This window comes from Nonomuraea sp. NPDC049637 (assembly GCF_040675235.1).
GTDB lineage: Bacteria > Actinomycetota > Actinomycetes > Streptosporangiales > Streptosporangiaceae > Nonomuraea.
Genome location: NZ_JBFAOM010000042.1, coordinates 41,119 through 57,685, shown reverse-complemented (window position 1 = coordinate 57,685; position 16,567 = coordinate 41,119). Strand labels below are relative to the sequence as shown.

Sequence of the window (16,567 nt, the reverse complement as noted above, 5' to 3'; positions counted from 1 at the left end):
CGACAGGGTTGAGGTCAAGCGTCTTTCATGGTGACATGCCCAGATGATGATCCGGACCGTCGTCCGCCGCGGCCTGCGCCTGATCGCGCTGGCCTTGGCCGTCGTGGTGGCGCTGGCCGGCCTGCTCGCCGTCGCGCTCCGCCTCCAGTTTACCGGTGCCCCGGCGGCCTGGGCGAAGAGCACCGGCAACGACGCCCTCTGGCTCGGCCACGCCTGGGTCGACGGCCGCCGTACCGAGCGGGACGTGGAGCGGCTCGCCGTCCGCCTGCGCGCCACCGGCATCAAGGACGTGTACGTCCATTCCGGCCCGTTCGAGTGGGACGGCCGCCTGGACCCCGCCAAGCATCCCAAGGCCGCAGATCTCGTGACCTGGATGCATCGGCACCTGCCCGGCGTCCGCGTCTCCGCCTGGCTGGGCCAGTCCGTCAAGAACGGCCTCGACCTCGACGACGCCCGCTCCCGCGCGAACGTCCTGGCCGGCGTGGCCGCCGTCATGAAGGCGGGCTACGACGGCGTCCACTACAACTTCGAGCCGATCGGCGACGGCGACACGGAGTTCCTCGACCTGCTGGAGCGGACGAGGACGTACACGAAGCTGCTGTCCACCTCGACCCCGCAGATCGAGCCCTATCCCCTCATGCGCCCGGTGGGCAGGCTCGTGCTCGGCCACGACAAATACTGGTCGCAGGGCTACTTCCAGGAGGTCGTGAACCGGGTGGACCAGGTCGCGATCATGACGTACGACTCGGGCGCGCCCGCCCAGTCCCTCTACGGCGGGTACGTGGCCAGGCAGGCCGCGCTCGCCCTCGACCTGGTCCCGGACGGCAAGTCCCTGTTCGTCGGCGCCCCCGCCTACCACGACCACGGCCTGCCCTGGCTGGACGCCGCCGAGAGCGTGGCGATGGCCGCCGAGGGCGCCCGGCTGGCCCTGTCCGAACACGGCCGCCGCGAACGCTTCGGCCTGGCCCTGTACGTCGACTTCGCCGCCACCGAAGAGGACTGGAAGGAGTACATGACCCGCTGGCTGGCCTAAACTGAGAATACCCGGGGCGTTGATTTGAGCAGCCACCTGGGTTATTGGTACCCTGTTCACTTGCGTGTGGCGCGCCCTCTCATCGAGCCCGCGCGCCCCATCCATCCTTAGACTTTCACCGAGGCTTCTTCGTGGCGAACATCAAGTCCCAGATCAAGCGCAACAAGCAGAACGAGAAGGCGCGTCTGCGCAACAAGGCGGTCAAGTCCTCTCTGAAGACGGCCGTCCGCAAGTTCCGCGAGGCCGCCGAGCAGGGCGACGTCGAGCAGGCCGCGGCGCTGCAGCGCGTCGCCGCCCGCCAGCTCGACAAGGCCGTCAGCAAGGGCGTCATCCACAAGAACCAGGCCGCCAACCGCAAGTCGGCGATCGCCAAGCAGGCTGCCGCGCTGGCCGCCAAGTAAGCTCCTGCCGCCCGGCGACCCGGGCGAGCGCTGACGCCGCACTCCTTCATGGGGTGCGGCGTTCTTGGTTTTGTGCGCTTTTTGTCACAGTTTCGATATCACATCGGCATCGCCGCCGCGTATCGGCTGAGCATCCCTTGACAAGATCACTTGCCTCTCGTCCGCCCTCTCCATGAGGGTTCACTAAACGGACGAAGGGGGACACATGCGGGGGCCGTTGGTCGTCAAACGGGCGTTCAGCGAGCCGTTGCTCCTCCTGGCCGCGTTCGGCTCGATCCTGCTGGCCACCACCACGCTGGTGGCGCTCACCATGTACGCCTCCTCCATCGCCGACGCCGGCGTGCGCAGGACGATGGAGACCGCCTCCCTGCGCCAGACGTCCGCGACGATCAGCGCGCCGGTCACCGGCAAGACGTTCCCCGTCTACGACCGGGCGGTCCGCGCCGAGCTGGCCAAGGCCTACACCAAGGCGCCGGCGCTCACCACGAGCTTCCGCTCCGACTCCTACGCCATGCCCGGCCAGGAGAAGCAGGAGCGGCCCGAACTGCTCAGGTTCGGCAGCTACGACGGCCTCGACCAGCACGCCAAGCTCGTCTCCGGCGCCTGGCCCAAGGCCGCCGACGGCCGCGTGGAGGCGGCGGTCTCGCTCTCGGCGGCCTCGGCGGCCGGGTTCAAGGTCGGCCAGGAGCTGACCACCGTGGGGCGGCTGTCGCCGGAGCCCGTCCAGGTGCGCATCACCGGCGTGTTCCAGCTCGACGACCCCTTCGGCGAGCGCTGGACCGGGGAGACACTGCTCAGCAGAGGCGTCGAACGCGGCGACTTCACCACGTACGGGCCGCTGATGGTCTCCCGTGAGACGTTCATCGGCCGCTTCGCCACCAACGTGAACGCCACCTGGACCGCCGAGCCCGACCTGCGCTCGCTGACGCCGGCCCAGCTGCGCCCGCTGGCCGCGGCGGTCGGCGAGGTCGGCGCGCACCTGAAGGCCGGCGACTGCCCGAGCTGCGTGACCACCAGCCGCCTGCCCGAGATGCTCACCCAGCTCGACACCGCCTCGCTGGTGGCCCGCTCGACCATGCTGATCCCGGTGTTGCAGCTGCTGCTGCTGGCGGCGTACGCGCTGATGCTCACCGCGCGGCTGCTGGCCGACCACCGGCGCATGGAGGTGGCGCTGCTGCGCTCGCGCGGCGCGGGCACGATGCGGCTGACCGCGCTGGCCGGGGGCGAGGCGATGCTGGTCGCGCTCCCGTGCGCGATCGTCGCGCCGCTGCTCGGGCCGCCGCTGCTCGGGCTGGTGAGCCGGCTGCCCTGGATCAGGGCGTCGGGCGTGCGGCTCGACCCGTCGGTCGGCCTGGGCACGTTCCTCGTGTCGGTGGCCGTGGCGCTGGCCTCGGCGGTGCTGCTGGTGCTGCCCGCGCTGGCGGGCGCGCGGCGCACGTACGTGGAGGAGCAGTCGGCGCGCGGGCGCGGCGGCGGGCGCGGGCTGATCCAGCGCGCGGGCGCCGACGTCGCGCTGCTGGTCGTGGCCGGCCTCGCGATCTGGCAGCTCCAGCACTACGGCGCGCCGGTCACCACGACCGCGGGCGGCGGGCTCGGCATCGACCCGCTGATCATCTCCGGTCCCGCGCTGGCCCTGCTCACCGGCGGCATGCTCGGCCTGCGGCTGGTCCCGCGCATCTCCGCGGTGGCCGAGCGCATCACCTCCAGGCGCCCGTCCCTCGCCCCGGCGCTCGGCGCGTGGCAGGTCAGCAGGCGCCCGCTCAAGTACGCCGGTCCCGCGCTGCTGCTCACCATGGCCATCGCCATCGGCATCGTGTCCATGGCCACCGCCGCCACGTGGCGTGGTTCCCAGCTCGACCAGGCCCGCCACCAGGCCGGGGCCGACCTGCGCCTGTCCGGCCCGCCGGACGCCCCGGAGCTCGGCCCGCTGGGCCGCGGCACGGCGTTCACCGCCCTGCCCGGCGTGACCGCCGCCTCGCCGGTCTTCCGCGGCCAGACCGAGGTCAGCAGCGAGAACGCCATCCTCGTCGGGATCGACGCGGCCAAGCTCGGCACGCTGTTCCAGCTCCGCCCCGACCTGGCCGACCGGCCCGTCGCGGAGATCTCCCGGGCGCTGACCGGGCCGCAGGCGGGCAAACTGGACCTGCCGGGACAGCCGGCCGCGCTCACCCTGCGCGCCACGACCGACGACGACCTGCCGGTGCGGCTGGTCCTGTCCGACGCGCTCGGGGTGTGGCGCGACGTGTCACTGGGCGTGCTGAAGAAGGGCGAGAACAGCATCGACGTGGACCTCGCGGCGCTGGCGGGGCGGAGCGGGAAGATCACGTACCCGCTGTCGTTGCGCGGGCTGGTCGTGAGCGCGCCGGCCTCCGGCAGCGGGAGTCTGACGGTGACCGGGATCAGCGCCGACGGGCGGCCGGTGACCGCGCCCGCCGTGTCGGTGAAGGCGGCCGGGCGGCAGCCCGCGACGGCCGTCTTCGGGTCGCCGCCCGTCCAGGGGCCGCTGCCCGTGGTGCTCACCGCCGGCCTGGCGGAGTCGCTCAAGCTGGGCGTCGGCCAGGTGGGACGGGCCAGCATCGACCGCAGGGTGATGGACGTCAAGGTCGTGGCCGTCGTGGAGACGATGCCGACGACGACCGCCGGGCAACACGCCGTACTGGCCGACTGGGGGACGATGCAGGCGCAGGATCTGGCGGCGGCACAACTGCCCAGGCCCGCCACCGAATGGTGGCTCGCCACCCCCGACGGCCGGGCGGCGGCGGCGCTCAGCAGCCGTCCCGTCTGGGACGTCACCGCGATCGACCAGCGCGCCCTGGCCGCCAAGATGCAGGACGACCCGCTGGCCAGCGGCCTGCAGGGCGCGCTGATGCTGGGCTTCATCGCGGCGCTGGTGTTCGCGGCGCTCGGCTTCCTGGTCAACGCGGCGGTCGCGGCCCGCGAGCGGATGAACGAGTTCGCGATCCTGCGGGCGCTCGGCGTGAGCTCCCGGCAGGTGTTCGGGATGCTGGCGATCGAGCAGACGTTCGTGATCGCGCTGTCACTGGCGGCCGGGACCGGGCTGGCCGTGGTCGTGGGCATGCTCGTGGTGCCGCACATCGTGCTGACCGGGCAGGCGTCGGCGGTCACCCCCGGCGTGGTGCTCGACATCCCGTGGGGCGCCACGGGCGCCATGCTCGCCGGGGTGGCCGCCGTGCTGCTCGCCATCGTCGCCGGACTGGCGCGCAACCTGCGCAGGCAGGGTCTCGGCATTCGGGAGGAACAGTGAGGATCCCGCTGCTGGCCCGTACGCACCTGGGCGCGGTGGCCGTGCTCTTCGTGCTGACGCTGAGCGCCTGCCTGCTCGTCGCGGGGCTGCCCAGGGCGATGCAGGCGTCGTTCGACCAGGCGCTGCGCCAGGCGCTCAGGTCCGCGTCCGCCGAGCAGGCCGACCTGACCGTGACCGTCGGGTCGATGTCGAAGGAAGAGGACCTGCACGAGCGCGACCAGTTCGAGTCCAGGGACCGGCGCTGGCGCCAGCTCCTGCCCCCGGAGCTGCGGTCGCTGGTGGTGCCCGCCGGCACGGGCGACAGCCACATGAGCGCCAAGACCGAGGTCACCCCGATCCACGGCTCGGGCGGCACCATGTTCATGAACCTCGGCTGGCTGTCCGACGCCGACCGGCGGGTGGACTGGGTCCAGGGGCAGGCCCCGGGCAAGCCCTCGACCATGCGCTTCGAGGGCGAGACGATCCCGCTGATCGAGGTGGGCCTGACCGAGTCCGCGCTGACCGCGATGGACCTGAAGATCGGCCAGGTCAAGGTGCTCGGCGAGAGCCACTACGTGGCGGTGAAGCTGGTCGGCGCGTTCAGGGCCAAGAAGGCCGACGACCGTTACTGGAGCCACAACAGCGACATCCTGACCGTCACCAGGATGTTGCCGCCGGGCAAGCTGGAGTTCGAGAAGCACATCACGACGATCATGTCCGACGACGGGCTCACCGCGCTCAGCGGCGACGGGCGCAACCTGTCCTACTACTGGGTGCTGCCCATCGCCCCGGACAAGGCCGACGCGCTGGCCGCGACCGACCTCCAGGCGGCCCTCAGCGACTTCGAGCGGGTCATCGGGTTGCAGGCGTCGGGCTCGTACAGCCCGTACCGGGTGCTGACCGCGCTGTCCAAGCTGCTGACGGACTTCCTGGCCGGCCAGGCCACCGCGCAGACCGTGATGTACCTGATGCTCGGCGGGCTGCTGCTGGTCGCGGTCGGGGTGATCGTGCTGGCGGTGCAGCTGCTCTCCGGCCGGCTGGACCACACGCTGGCGCTGACGCGGGCGCGTGGCGGGTCGCTGGCGCAGGTGGCGGGCACCGGCGCGGCGCTGACCGCGCTCGCCGTCGTGCCCGCCGGGCTCGCCGGGTACGGGCTGTCCTGGTTCGTCCCCGGGCCCGTGTTGCCGATCGTGCACGTCGGGCCGCTGCTGGTGATGCTGGCCGCCGTCGGGTACACCGCCGCCGGGCTGGCGGTCACCCACCGGGTGCCGCTGCACGAGCAGCGTGCGGACGTCAGCACCGCCCGCCCGTCCGCCCGCCGGCTCACGCTGGAGGTGCTGGTGGTGGTGCTCGCACTGGTCGGGGCGTACCTGCTGCGCACCCGCGGGCTGACGGCCTCGGCCGGGTTCGACCCGTTCCTGCTGGTGGTGCCGATCGCGCTGACGCTCGCCGCGGCGGTGATCATCCTGCGCTGCTACCCGTACCCGCTGCGGCTGCTCGTCCGGCTGACCGCGCGGCGGCCCGGAGCCGTGCCGTTCCTGGGGCTGACCAGGGCGGCCAGGGCGCGCTCCGCGTCGGTGCTGCCGGTGCTGATCCTGCTGCCCGCGCTCGGCGTGTCGGTGTTCGCCGCGGTGATCTCCGACGGGCTGGTGAGCACGCAGCGGCTGGCGTCCTGGCAGCAGGTGGGCGCGCCTGTCAAGATCACGTCCCGGGTCGAGATCCCGGCCGACGCGATCGAGCGGGTGCGCAAGGTCGCCGGCGTCGAGCAGGTCGTGCTCGCGCAGACCGGCCGGGTCCAGGTCGGGTACGGCGCCGAGCGCGCCGAGGCCATCGCCGTGAGCCTGCCCGAGTGGCGGCGGCTGCTGGCGGGGGCGCCGATCGGCGTGCCCACCGGGAGCGGCGCCTTCGTCTCGCCCGACCTCAAGGGGCGGGGCACCTACGAGATCGGCTGGCAGTCGCGGCTCAAGGTCCCCGAGGGCGGTCTGATCACCTCCGTGCCCGGCTTCTACAGCCAGGGCAAGTTCATGATCCTGCCGATGGACTCGCTCGTGCGGCCAGCCGTGAACACCCTGCTCATCCGCGGCAACCCCGCGCTCGACGAGCTGCGCCGGCTGGTCCCGCTCAGCACCGTGGAGTCCCAGGCGCTGGCCCTGGCCGCCATCCAGGACGACCCGCTGACCAGTACCGTGCGCACCACGCTGGTCGTGGTCACGGTGGCGCTGGCCGCGTACGCGCTGGTCGCCGTCATCCTCTCGCTGGTGATCGGCGCGGCCGACCGGGCCAGGGCGCTGTCGTTCCTGCGCACGCTGGGGCTGTCGGACCGGCAGGCGCAGCGGCTCACCGTCCTGGAGATCATGCCGATGATCCTGCTGACCGCCCTGGCCGGCCTGCTGCTCGGCCTCGGGCTGCCCGCGGCGCTCGGGCCGGGCGTCGACCTGTCCTCCTACGCCGGCGACCTGCCCGTCGGCGACTACTCCCTAGACCTGATCACGCCGACCGCGCTGGCGGCCGGGCTGGCCGTCGTGGCCGTGCTCGGCGCGTACACGCACACCGCCATCAGCCGCCGTCGCAGCATCGGCGCCGTCCTTCGAGTGGGGGACCTCACATGAACCCGACCCTGTCAGAGCTGGAAGCCAAGGCCACGCGGGAGAAGACCGCGTTCGGCGCCGACGCGCACATCGTCTGCGACAACCTCGTGCGCATCTACAAGACCGAGGGCGTCGAGGTCGTCGCCCTGCAGGGCCTCGACCTGGTGATCGACAAGGGCGAGCTGGTGGCCATCGTCGGCGCGTCCGGGTCGGGCAAGTCCACGCTGCTCAACGTGCTGTCGGGGCTCGACGTGCCGACCGCCGGGGTGGCCAGGGTCGCGGGCACCGACCTGCTGGCGATGACCGCCAAGGACCGGCTGCGCTACCGGCGGTCCGTGGTGGGCTTCATCTGGCAGCAGACCGCGCGCAACCTGCTGCCGTACCTGACCGCCAGGGAGAACGTCGAGCTGCCCATGAAGCTGGCCGGCGGCGGCCGGGCGCGCCGCGCCCGCGCCGGCGAGCTGCTGGAGCTCCTCGGCGTCGGCTACTGCGCCGACCGCCGCACGCCCGAGATGTCGGGCGGCGAGCAGCAGCGGGTCGCCATCGCCGTCGCCCTGGCCAACGAGCCGCAGCTCATCCTGGCCGACGAGCCCACCGGCGAGCTGGACAGCGAGACGTCCGAGCAGGTCTTCGACTCCCTGCGCAAGGCGAACCGGGAGCTCGGCGTGACCGTGGTCATCGTGACCCACGACCCGCTGGTGTCGGAGCAGGTGGACCGCACCGTGGGCATCCGCGACGGACGTACCAGCAGCGAGACGCTGCGGCGCGAGGGCGCCGAGGGGCAGATCGTCGCCGAGGAGTACGCCGTGCTGGACCGGGTGGGCCGCCTGCAGCTCCCCCGCGACTTCATGAACGCCCTGCACATGGAACGCCGGGTGCGCCTCGAACTCGAATCCGACCACATCGGCGTCTGGCCCGCCCGAGAGGAGCCCTCCCATGAGCAATGAGCCCCTGGTCGTGGTGGAGGGGGTCCGCAAGGTCTACCGGAGCGGGCCCAAGGAGGTCGTCGCGCTGCGCGAGGTGTCCTTCGAGGTGTTCCCCGGCGAGCTGGTGGCGGTCCGCGGACGTTCGGGGTCGGGCAAGACCACGCTGCTCAACCAGATCGGCGGCCTGGACCGGCCGGACGCCGGACGGGTCGTCGTGGCCGGGCACGAGGTCACGTCCATGTCCGAGGACGCCCTGCTGGCGCTGCGCCGGGACGTGGTGGGCTTCGTGTTCCAGTCGTTCGGGCTGATCCCCGTGCTGTCGGCGGCCGAGAACGTGGGGGTGCCGATGCGGCTGGCCCGCGTGCCGTCCGCCGAGCGGGAGGAGCGGGTGCGGCTGCTGCTGGCGCTGGTGGGGCTGGACAAGCACATGAACCAGCGGCCGTACGAGCTGTCGGGCGGGCAGCGGCAGCGGGTGGCGATCGCCCGCTCCCTGGGCAACCGGCCCAGGCTGCTGGTGGCCGACGAGCCGACGGGACAGCTCGACTCGCAGACCGGGCGGCAGATCATGGAGCTGCTGCGCGCGCTGGTGCGCAGCGAGGGGGTGACGGCGCTGGTCGCCACGCACGACCCCAGCCTGATCACGCTGGCGGACCGGGTGCTGGAGATCAGCGACGGCGTCGTCCGCGAACCGTCCCTCACCTGACCCGCCCCTCCTCCGCCCTCTCCGCCCGCTCACCGGCGGGCGGAGGGGTCGCGGGCCTGGGCGAGCGCGCCACGGCGGCGAGGTTGGCGGCGGCGACCACCATCCCACCGGTGACCATCAGCACCCCCATCCCGGTCAGGCCCGCCAGCGGCGCCGCGACGGCCAGCCCCACCGGCCGCGCCGCGAACGAGATGAGCTGGTCGAACGAACGCACCCGCCCCAAGGCCCCCTCCGGGATCTCCTCGGCCACCACCGTCTCCCACAACGGGCTGAGCACCCCGAGCCCCACCATGGCCACGAAGTACGCCACCGCGACCACCACGGCCGACAGCCCGAACCCCACGGCCACCGGCAACGCCACCATCGGCAGCAGATAGAGCGCGGCCCCCGCCTGAACGGCGACCAGCGGCCTGCGCACCGGCAACCGCGGCGCGACCAGCACCCCCGCCAGCAGCCCCACCGTGCCGCTCTGCACGATGATCATCCAGCCGGTCTCGCCGCCCAGCCGCTGCACGGCCGCCACCGGCCCCAGGGTGAGGAACAACCCGGCCATGAAGTGCCACACGCCGTGGGACAGCACACAGGCCAGGAACCACGGCCGCCTCCTGACCTCCCCGAACCCCTCGACCAGTTCCCGCCCGAACCCGGCCCCCCACCGCCGACCGGCCGCCCCGCCGGAGACCGCCTTCGGCTCCCCCGCGACCTGCTCGCGCCCCACAGCCCCGGCAGCCGTGCGGACCCCGCCGAGAGTCAGCGCCGAGCAGGCGAACAACGTCGCCGTGACCCCCGCGGCCCACCCGGGCCCGGCGGCCAGCGTGAGCGTCCCCGCGAGCGCCGGCCCCAGGACCGCCGACAGGCTGGTCACCACCCCGATCCGGGCGTTCACCCGCAACCGCTCCGGCCCCGGCACCACCGCCACCACCAGCCGCGGCACGGCAGGGCTGCCGAACGCGATCGCCGCCCCCGAGACCGCCGACAACACGGCGAGGTCGGGAACCCGGTCCACCCCCGCCAGCAGCTCGACGGCCATGAGCCCCTGCGCCAGGCATCGCGTGAGATCGGCGAGCAGCACGACCCGTCCGGGCCTGACGCGGTCGGCCAGCACGCCGCCGACCGGCAGCAACAACAACAACGGCACCATCTCGCAGGCCAGCACCAGCCCGAGCGCCTCCCCCGACCCCGTGGCGCGCAGCACGGCCAGGGTCAGCGTGGTCGGGATCATGGCCGTGGCGAGCGCGGACATGCAGCGTCCGGCCAGCAGCCGGTTCCTGGGCTTGGCGATCGATGAGAACGACATGACGCAGAAGGTATTTCGTCAGCGAATGTTTCGTCAACAAATTACTTGGTGGCGTATGATCCCGTCCTGTGGAGGACTCCGTCGATCGTCATCTGGCCCGCTGGCGCGGCAAGGCGCCCTTCGACGAGCGGACGGAGGGCATCGTCACCCGCATGCAGGCGCTGGTGAAACACCTTGGCCACGCCAAGGCGGCCGCGCTGGCCCAGACCGGCGTCCAGGACTTCGAGTTCCAGACGCTCCACAGGCTCGCCGCCCACAACGGCACGGCCACCCCGACCGAGCTGGCCGCCGAGCTGCTGCTCTCCCCCGCCGGCATGACCGGCCGCCTCGACACGCTGGAGAAGGCCGGTCTGGTACGCCGCGTGCGCAGCGTCGAAGACCGCCGCCGGGTGGACGTCGAGCTCACCCCCAAGGGTCACGACCGCTGGATGGACGCCATGGCCGTCCTGGCCGTGCTGGAGACGGCCATGGTGAACGCCCTCTCCCCCGCCGACCAGGACACCCTGGACAACCTGCTCAAACAGCTTCTGCTCTACGTGGAGACGAACTCCGATCAATTGCATTGAGGCCGGCAGGCGTCCGGTGATACCCATGCTGGGATGGACACTTCCGACATCGGAGACCACATGGCCGTGACGCCGTTCCGCATAGACGTTCCCGACGACGTACTCGACGACCTGCGCTCCCGTCTCCGCAACACCAGATTCACCCGCTCGCTGGACCCCCGCCCCTGGGAGGGCGGCACCGACCCGGCCTACCTGCGGGAACTGGTGGCGTACTGGGCCGACGGGTTCGACTTCCGCGCCCAGCAAGCCCGCCTCAACGAGCTGGACCACTGCACGGCCCCCGTCCAGGGACGAGACCTCCACTTCGTCCGGATCCCCGGCACCGGCCGCGCGCCGCTGCCCGTCCTACTCTGCCACGGCTGGCCGAGCAGCTTCCTGGAGATGCTGCCCCTGGCAGCACGCCTGGCCGACCCCGTCCGGTACGGCGGCGACCCCGGCGACTCCTTCGACGTCGTGATCCCGTCGATGCCCGGCTTCCTCTACTCCGACCTGCCGGACGAGCCCCTCACCCGGGCCGCGATGGCCCGCACGCTGCACCTGCTCATGACCGAGGTCCTCGGCCACGAACGTTACGGGGCCTTCGGCGGCGACATCGGCGGCGCGGCCGTCGGCTGGCTCGGCGCCCTCTATCCGGACCAGGTGACCGGAATCCACCTCATCCACCCGCCCGCCCCCGCGTCCCTGGACGTCCCGCCCCTGACCCCCGAGGAACAGGCCTTCCTGGACGCCGAGGAGGCCTACGACGAGCGCGACGGCGGCTACAGCGAGATCATGCTCACCCGGCCGGACACAATCGCCGCCGCCCTGCTCGACTCACCGGCCGGCCTGGCCGCGTGGATCGTGGACAAGCTGCGCGCCTGGAGCGACTGCCACGGCGACCTGGAGTCCCGGTTCGACCGCGACACCCTGCTCACCATGCTGACCCTCTACTGGACCACCGGCTCGATCGGCACCTCGTTCAAGTCGTACTACGACTGGCCGAGCAACCCTCCCCGGCCGCCCATCACCGTGCCGTCCGCCGTGACCCTCAGCCACGAGCCCTCCGTGGCCGGCTTCCCCCGCAGCCTCGCCGAACGCGCCCTGACCGACCTGCGCCACTGGAACACCCCGGCCCGAGGCGGCCACTTCATGGCCCTGGAAGAACCAGCCCTGCTGGCGACCGACATCACCGCGTTCTTCCGCCCCCTGCGCCTCCCCTGAGAAGCGCGACCGCCGCTGCGCGGGTGTGCGCTACCGGCCCGTACGGCTGGCGACGATCACCTGCACGGCATGCTCCAGGGCGTACGCGGCGTCTGCCCCGCCCCCCTTGACCTGCTCGTCGGCAGTGGCCACCGCCTGGATCGCCCGGGACAACCCCTCCGGCCCCCAGCCGTTCAGCTGGCGCTTGACCCGGTCGACCTTCCAGGGCGGCATGCCCACATGAGCGGCGAGCTGCCCCCCGCGCAGGTTGCGCGGGGCGCTCCCGACCTTGGCCAGCGACCTCAGCCCACCGGCCAGCGCACTCACCAGCAGCACCGGCGCGACACCGGTGCCCAGAGCCCAGCGCAACTGCTCCAGGGCCTCGGCCAGGCGGCCCTCGATCGCCGAGTCGGCCACGTTGAAGCCGGTGACCTCGGCCCGCCCCTTGTGGTAGCGCGCCACAGCCGCCGCGCTGATCGTCTTGTCCTCGGTGTCGAACGCGAGCTGGCTGCACGCCGCCGCCAGCTCCCGCAGGTCGTTGCCCACCGCGTCGAGCAGCGCCTGGGCCGCGTCGCCCGCGATGTTCCGCCCGGCGCGCTTGACCTCGCCCTTGATGAACTCCAGCCGCTCGCCGGCCTTGGTGACCTTGTTGATCGTCACCACCTTGGCCCCGGCCTTCTTCACCCCGTCGACCAGCGCCTTCCCCTTCACCCCACCCGGGTGCGCCAGCACGAGAACCGTGTCGTCGGAGGGCTGTTTCGTGTAGGACACCACCTCGGTGATGACGTCCTTCGGCAGGTCCTGCGCCGAGCGGATGACGACCACCGAACGGTCGCCGAAGAGCGAGGGCGAGGTCAGGTGGGTCAGCTCGCCGGTGGCGACCTTTCCGCCGACGAGGTCATGCACCTCGGCCCCCGGATCGCCGGCCCGCGCCGCCGCGACGACAGCACCCACCGCCCGCTCGGCAAGCAGCTCCTCGTCGCCGAGGACCAGGGTGACCAGTGCTGGATCGGTTCCCGCCATGTCAGGCAGCATGCCATGCGGCACCGACAACCTGGTACTCGGCCATTGCAGTTCGTGATACGAACGACTATAGTTCGTGGAACGAACTGGTTTTGGTGGGAGTCACGATGATGTTGATCATTGGGGGTCGCGGCCACCCCGCGGCGTCGGCCGCCGAGGGCCTGGTCGGCAACCGCTTCGCCGAGCAGCCGCCGGTGGTCTGAGATGGAATACGTCCAGCTCGGCCGAAGCGGCCTGTCGGTGTCCCGGCTGGCCCTGGGCACGATGAACTTCGGGACGGAGACGTCCGAACCAGACAGCCACGCGATCATGGATCGCGCCCACGAGCACGGCATCAACTTCTTCGACGCCGCCGACGTCTACGCCGACGGCCGCACCGAGCAGATCATCGGCCGCTGGTTCGCCCAAGGGGACGGCCGGCGCGACAGGACCGTCCTGGCCACCAAGCTCTACCTCCCGACCGGGCGGTGGCCCAACGAGAGCCGCCTGTCCGCGCTGCACATCAGACGCGCGTGCGACGCCTCACTCAGGCGGCTGGGCACCGACCACATCGACCTGTACCAGATGCACCACATCGACAGGAAAACGCCGTGGGAGGAGATCTGGGAGGCGTTCGACGTCCTGCGGCAACAGGGCAAGGTGCTCTACTTCGACTCGTCCAACTTCGCCGGCTGGCACCTCGCGCGGGCCCAGGAGGCGGCACGGGCGCGACACGCGCTCGGGCTGGTCGCCGAGCAGTCGATCTACAACCTGATGAACCGCTGGGCGGAGCTGGAGGTGCTGCCCGCGGCGCGGCACTACGGGGTGACCGCGCCGATCGTCGGGCCCCGTACGGCCGGGCAACTCGACGGCTCGCTCCACGCCGCGGCAATCACCCTCGACGCAGGGACCCTGGCCAGGCTGGAGGAGTTGTTCCCGCCGCCCGGCCCCCACGGCCCCAAACCCGCACCAGAGGCGTACGCCTGGTGACCTCTCCTTCTTTCTCCGTCTGAAGCATGAAAGGCAATACTGTGTCTGCATCTGATGTGGTGTTCGGTTTCGGCGCGCATTCCGGTTTCGAGGACCTGCCCGAGCTGTTGCGCATGGTTCAGCAGGCCGACCGGGACGAGCTCGATCTCTTCTCGCTGTCCGACCATCCCTATCTCGGCGAACGCCTGGACGCCTACGCCACGATCGGCTTCCTGCTGGGCGGCACGCGGCACATCGCCGGTCTCGCCAATGTCACCAACCTGCCGACCAGGCCCGCCCCCATGCTGGCCAGGACGGTGACGTCGTTGTCGGCGCTGTCGAACGGCCGCGTCGTGCTCGGCATGGGCGCGGGCGGCCTGTGGGACCGCATCACCGACATGGGCGTGCCCCGGCAGACCCCCGGCGACGCCGTGGACGCCTTCGAGGAGGCGATCGTCCTGATCCGGAAGCTGTCGGGCGGCGGCGCGCCGGTCACCCACGAGGGACGCCACTACCGGGTGCGCGCAATCGAGCCCGCCCCCGTGGCCGCGCCCCCGGTGTGGACCGGGTCGAACGGTCCCAAATCCCTGGCCGCCACGGGCAGGGTGGCCGACGGCTGGATCCCCGGCCACGCGGCCGACTGGCGCAGCGAGCGGTATCGCGCCTCGCGGCCCGTCATCAACGAGGCGGCCGCAGCGGTGGGCCGCGACCCGCGCGAGATCCGTACCATCTACAACTTCCCGGGCCGCATCACCGACCGTCCGCTGCCCGCCACCCGCGACCACGACGGACGCTGGATCGGCGGCTCCGTCGGGCAGTGGGTCGAGGAGCTGACCGAAGCGGTGCTGGAGCACGACGCCTCGGGCTTCGTCCTCTTCTCCCCCGGCCACGGCGCCCCCGACCTCACCACGCTGGCCCGCTGGGCCCAGGAGATCGTGCCGTCCGTCCGCGAGGCCATGGCGAAGTAGCACGCGGACGCTCCGACATCAGCAAGGCGTCGGGCCTGAGGGAGGCGAGCACCGGGGTCATCCGCGTGCACCGGGCTTGAGCGAGGCGGGCACCGGGGTCATCCGCGGGTACCGGCCGACGCCGTCCGAACCTCCTCCCCCACTCGGGCCGGTGAAGCGGGGACGCCCTGACCGCCCGGCAGGTCCTCACCGGACGCGAAGGCCCCCAACCGGCCCCCCTCACCGACGACCCCGCCGAAGCGCTCGCCTCCCTCGACCGGATCGCCCGACTGCCGGCGTCCTGGGTGCTCCCCGGCCACGGCGCGCCCTGGCGCAACGAAGACGGCGTCGGCGAGCGGGACGTGCACCGCCACGCTCCCCGGGGAGTGCCCCGGCATGCCCACGATCACCGGGCTCCCGGGCAGGTCCAGGACGTCGCCGTCGCCGATCTCGATGACCTCGCCGAGGTAGCGGGTACGCAGGCCGTTCTTACGGATGGAGTACCCGAGGAAGCCGAACGCCAGACCGAGCTGTACCGGCCCCAGGGCGACCTTGGGCTTCTCTCCGGTACGGGCGCGGGCGGCGTCGGCGGCGTGCACGAACACCGGCACCCCGTGCTAGCTGCGCAGGCATTCGGCGAAGCCGAGGTGGTCGGAGTCGCCGTGGTCAGGACGAGGCCGCGGACGTCGTCCACGGACTTGCCGAGGGAGCGGAGTTCGCGCTGCAGGTCCCGCCAGTGGCCGGGCAGCCCGGCGTCGATGAGCGTGATGCCCTCGGCGGCGTCGACGAGGTAACAGGCCACGAGGTCGTTGCCGAGACGGCGCAGATGGGGCGCCAGTTTCATGGGACTTCTTCCGGAGGTGCGGGCGGAGGGCGGAGAACGGAACCTGAACGCCAAGGCCACGAGCTGAGAGCGAGGGGCCACGGGCCCAGCGCGAGCGCCGCGGCCGTGAGCGCTAGCCCGCGAGGCCGTGCAGCGCCGTGATGACGTCGCGGCCGACGGGGGTGGTGAAGTCACGCACCATGCTGGTGACGAAGCTCGCCACGGACGTCACCGTGCCGCCCGCCGCTTCGATCTGGCGGAAGGCCGCGTTCTCCGTGCGCTCCGACATACCGCCGCTCGCGTCGACCAGCACGATCACGTCATAGCCGTCGGCCAGGGCGTCGAGCGCGGTGTGCAGGACGACGATCTCCGAGGTCACGCCGCACACGACCAGCGTCTTGCGGTCTACGGCGGCGATCGCCTCACGCCATGCCCGGTCGTCCCAGCAGCACGGTCCGCCGCGCACGAACGGGGACGTCTCGGGAAGTTCGGAGATGACACCGGGCCCACCGGGCCTCGGGGCGACCGACACGGTGAAGGGGATGTCCAGCACCTGCGCGACGGTGGCGAGCACACCGGCCGACCGCCTGATGACGTCGGGGCTGTTCGTGCTGCTCAGAGCCACGATGCTGTCCTGCAGGTCGGCGAAGACCATCTGCACGGTGCTGTGATCGATCATTATTCTCTCCCAAAATCGTTCATAAGCTGAATGATAAGAGGACAGTAGCATGCCGCATGTGAACGATGGCAAGCGATTCTGACCCCCGACTTCCGGCCCAGCGGGCCGACTCGCGCCTCCTGACCGAACACCTCGACCCCATCCGGGCGCCCTCGAACGACTCCACGACCCGAGCAGCCATCGCCGCCGCCCCCCTTTAGTGACCATGGC

14 protein-coding genes are annotated in these 16,567 nt (G+C 71.8%); 10 read left to right on the top strand and 4 right to left on the bottom strand.

Annotated elements, in window-relative coordinates; translation table 11 throughout:
* Nucleotides 1–43: 43 nt before the first annotated feature.
* The 6 genes from AB0J71_RS38890 to AB0J71_RS38865 all read left to right on the top strand — a co-directional run bounded on the left by AB0J71_RS38890 (nucleotide 44) and on the right by AB0J71_RS38865 (nucleotide 8,895).
* Entirely contained in the window at nucleotides 44–1,033 is a 990-nt protein-coding gene (locus AB0J71_RS38890) for a hypothetical protein (RefSeq protein ID WP_364419100.1), read from the top strand.
* Nucleotides 1,034–1,164: 131 nt separating this feature from the next.
* The gene (gene rpsT / locus AB0J71_RS38885; protein WP_106235424.1) at nucleotides 1,165–1,434 is read left to right on the top strand and encodes a 30S ribosomal protein S20; all 270 of its coding nucleotides are present in this window, start codon (nucleotides 1,165–1,167) and stop codon (nucleotides 1,432–1,434) included.
* Nucleotides 1,435–1,639: 205 nt separating this feature from the next.
* Nucleotides 1,640–4,699 carry an ABC transporter permease gene (locus tag AB0J71_RS38880; protein WP_364419098.1) on the top strand — a complete coding sequence of 1,020 codons (3,060 nt, stop codon included), beginning with the start codon at nucleotides 1,640–1,642 and terminating at the stop codon, nucleotides 4,697–4,699.
* Complete coding sequence (locus AB0J71_RS38875; protein WP_364419096.1) at nucleotides 4,696–7,287, top strand: FtsX-like permease family protein; 2,592 nt, start codon at nucleotides 4,696–4,698, stop codon at nucleotides 7,285–7,287. Before AB0J71_RS38880 ends, AB0J71_RS38875 begins: the two co-directional genes overlap by 4 nt.
* Entirely contained in the window at nucleotides 7,284–8,213 is a 930-nt protein-coding gene (locus tag AB0J71_RS38870; protein ID WP_364391079.1) for an ABC transporter ATP-binding protein, read from the top strand. The genes AB0J71_RS38875 and AB0J71_RS38870 overlap by 4 nt, the downstream gene beginning before the upstream one ends.
* Nucleotides 8,203–8,895, top strand: a complete 693-nt coding sequence (locus tag AB0J71_RS38865) for an ABC transporter ATP-binding protein (protein WP_352322788.1) — start codon at nucleotides 8,203–8,205, stop codon at nucleotides 8,893–8,895. The genes AB0J71_RS38870 and AB0J71_RS38865 overlap by 11 nt, the downstream gene beginning before the upstream one ends.
* On the opposite strand, the gene AB0J71_RS38860 is transcribed toward AB0J71_RS38865, so the two are convergent.
* The gene (locus AB0J71_RS38860; protein ID WP_364419094.1) at nucleotides 8,888–10,192 is read right to left on the bottom strand and encodes an MFS transporter; all 1,305 of its coding nucleotides are present in this window, start codon (nucleotides 10,190–10,192) and stop codon (nucleotides 8,888–8,890) included. The two genes, AB0J71_RS38865 and AB0J71_RS38860, sit on opposite strands and share 8 nt — an antisense overlap.
* Before the next feature lie 68 nt (nucleotides 10,193–10,260).
* Between AB0J71_RS38860 and AB0J71_RS38855 the strand changes: the two genes are divergently transcribed.
* Complete coding sequence (locus AB0J71_RS38855) at nucleotides 10,261–10,758, top strand: MarR family transcriptional regulator (RefSeq protein WP_352322786.1); 498 nt, start codon at nucleotides 10,261–10,263, stop codon at nucleotides 10,756–10,758.
* A gap of 33 nt (nucleotides 10,759–10,791) precedes the next feature.
* Nucleotides 10,792–11,958, top strand: coding sequence for an epoxide hydrolase family protein (locus tag AB0J71_RS38850; RefSeq protein WP_364419092.1), 1,167 nt, complete (start codon nucleotides 10,792–10,794; stop codon nucleotides 11,956–11,958).
* A gap of 30 nt (nucleotides 11,959–11,988) precedes the next feature.
* Here the strand turns inward: AB0J71_RS38850 and holA are convergent, their stop codons facing one another.
* Nucleotides 11,989–12,960, bottom strand: a complete 972-nt coding sequence (gene holA, locus AB0J71_RS38845) for a DNA polymerase III subunit delta (RefSeq protein ID WP_352322784.1) — start codon at nucleotides 12,958–12,960, stop codon at nucleotides 11,989–11,991.
* A 204-nt stretch (nucleotides 12,961–13,164) separates the two neighbouring features.
* On the opposite strand from holA, the gene AB0J71_RS38840 reads away from it, so the two are divergent.
* Nucleotides 13,165–13,929 carry an aldo/keto reductase gene (locus tag AB0J71_RS38840; protein WP_364419090.1) on the top strand — a complete coding sequence of 255 codons (765 nt, stop codon included), beginning with the start codon at nucleotides 13,165–13,167 and terminating at the stop codon, nucleotides 13,927–13,929.
* A gap of 41 nt (nucleotides 13,930–13,970) precedes the next feature.
* Nucleotides 13,971–14,876, top strand: a complete 906-nt coding sequence (locus AB0J71_RS38835; protein ID WP_364419087.1) for an LLM class flavin-dependent oxidoreductase — start codon at nucleotides 13,971–13,973, stop codon at nucleotides 14,874–14,876.
* Between the two features lie 98 nt (nucleotides 14,877–14,974).
* Here AB0J71_RS38835 and AB0J71_RS38830 read toward each other — a convergent pair whose 3' ends face one another.
* Nucleotides 14,975–15,460 (bottom strand): hypothetical protein, encoded by a 486-nt coding sequence (locus AB0J71_RS38830; RefSeq protein WP_364419085.1) that lies wholly within the window; start codon nucleotides 15,458–15,460, stop codon nucleotides 14,975–14,977.
* 351 nt (nucleotides 15,461–15,811) lie between these two features.
* Nucleotides 15,812–16,357, bottom strand: coding sequence for an isochorismatase family protein (locus tag AB0J71_RS38825; protein ID WP_364419083.1), 546 nt, complete (start codon nucleotides 16,355–16,357; stop codon nucleotides 15,812–15,814).
* Nucleotides 16,358–16,567 lie beyond the last annotated feature (210 nt).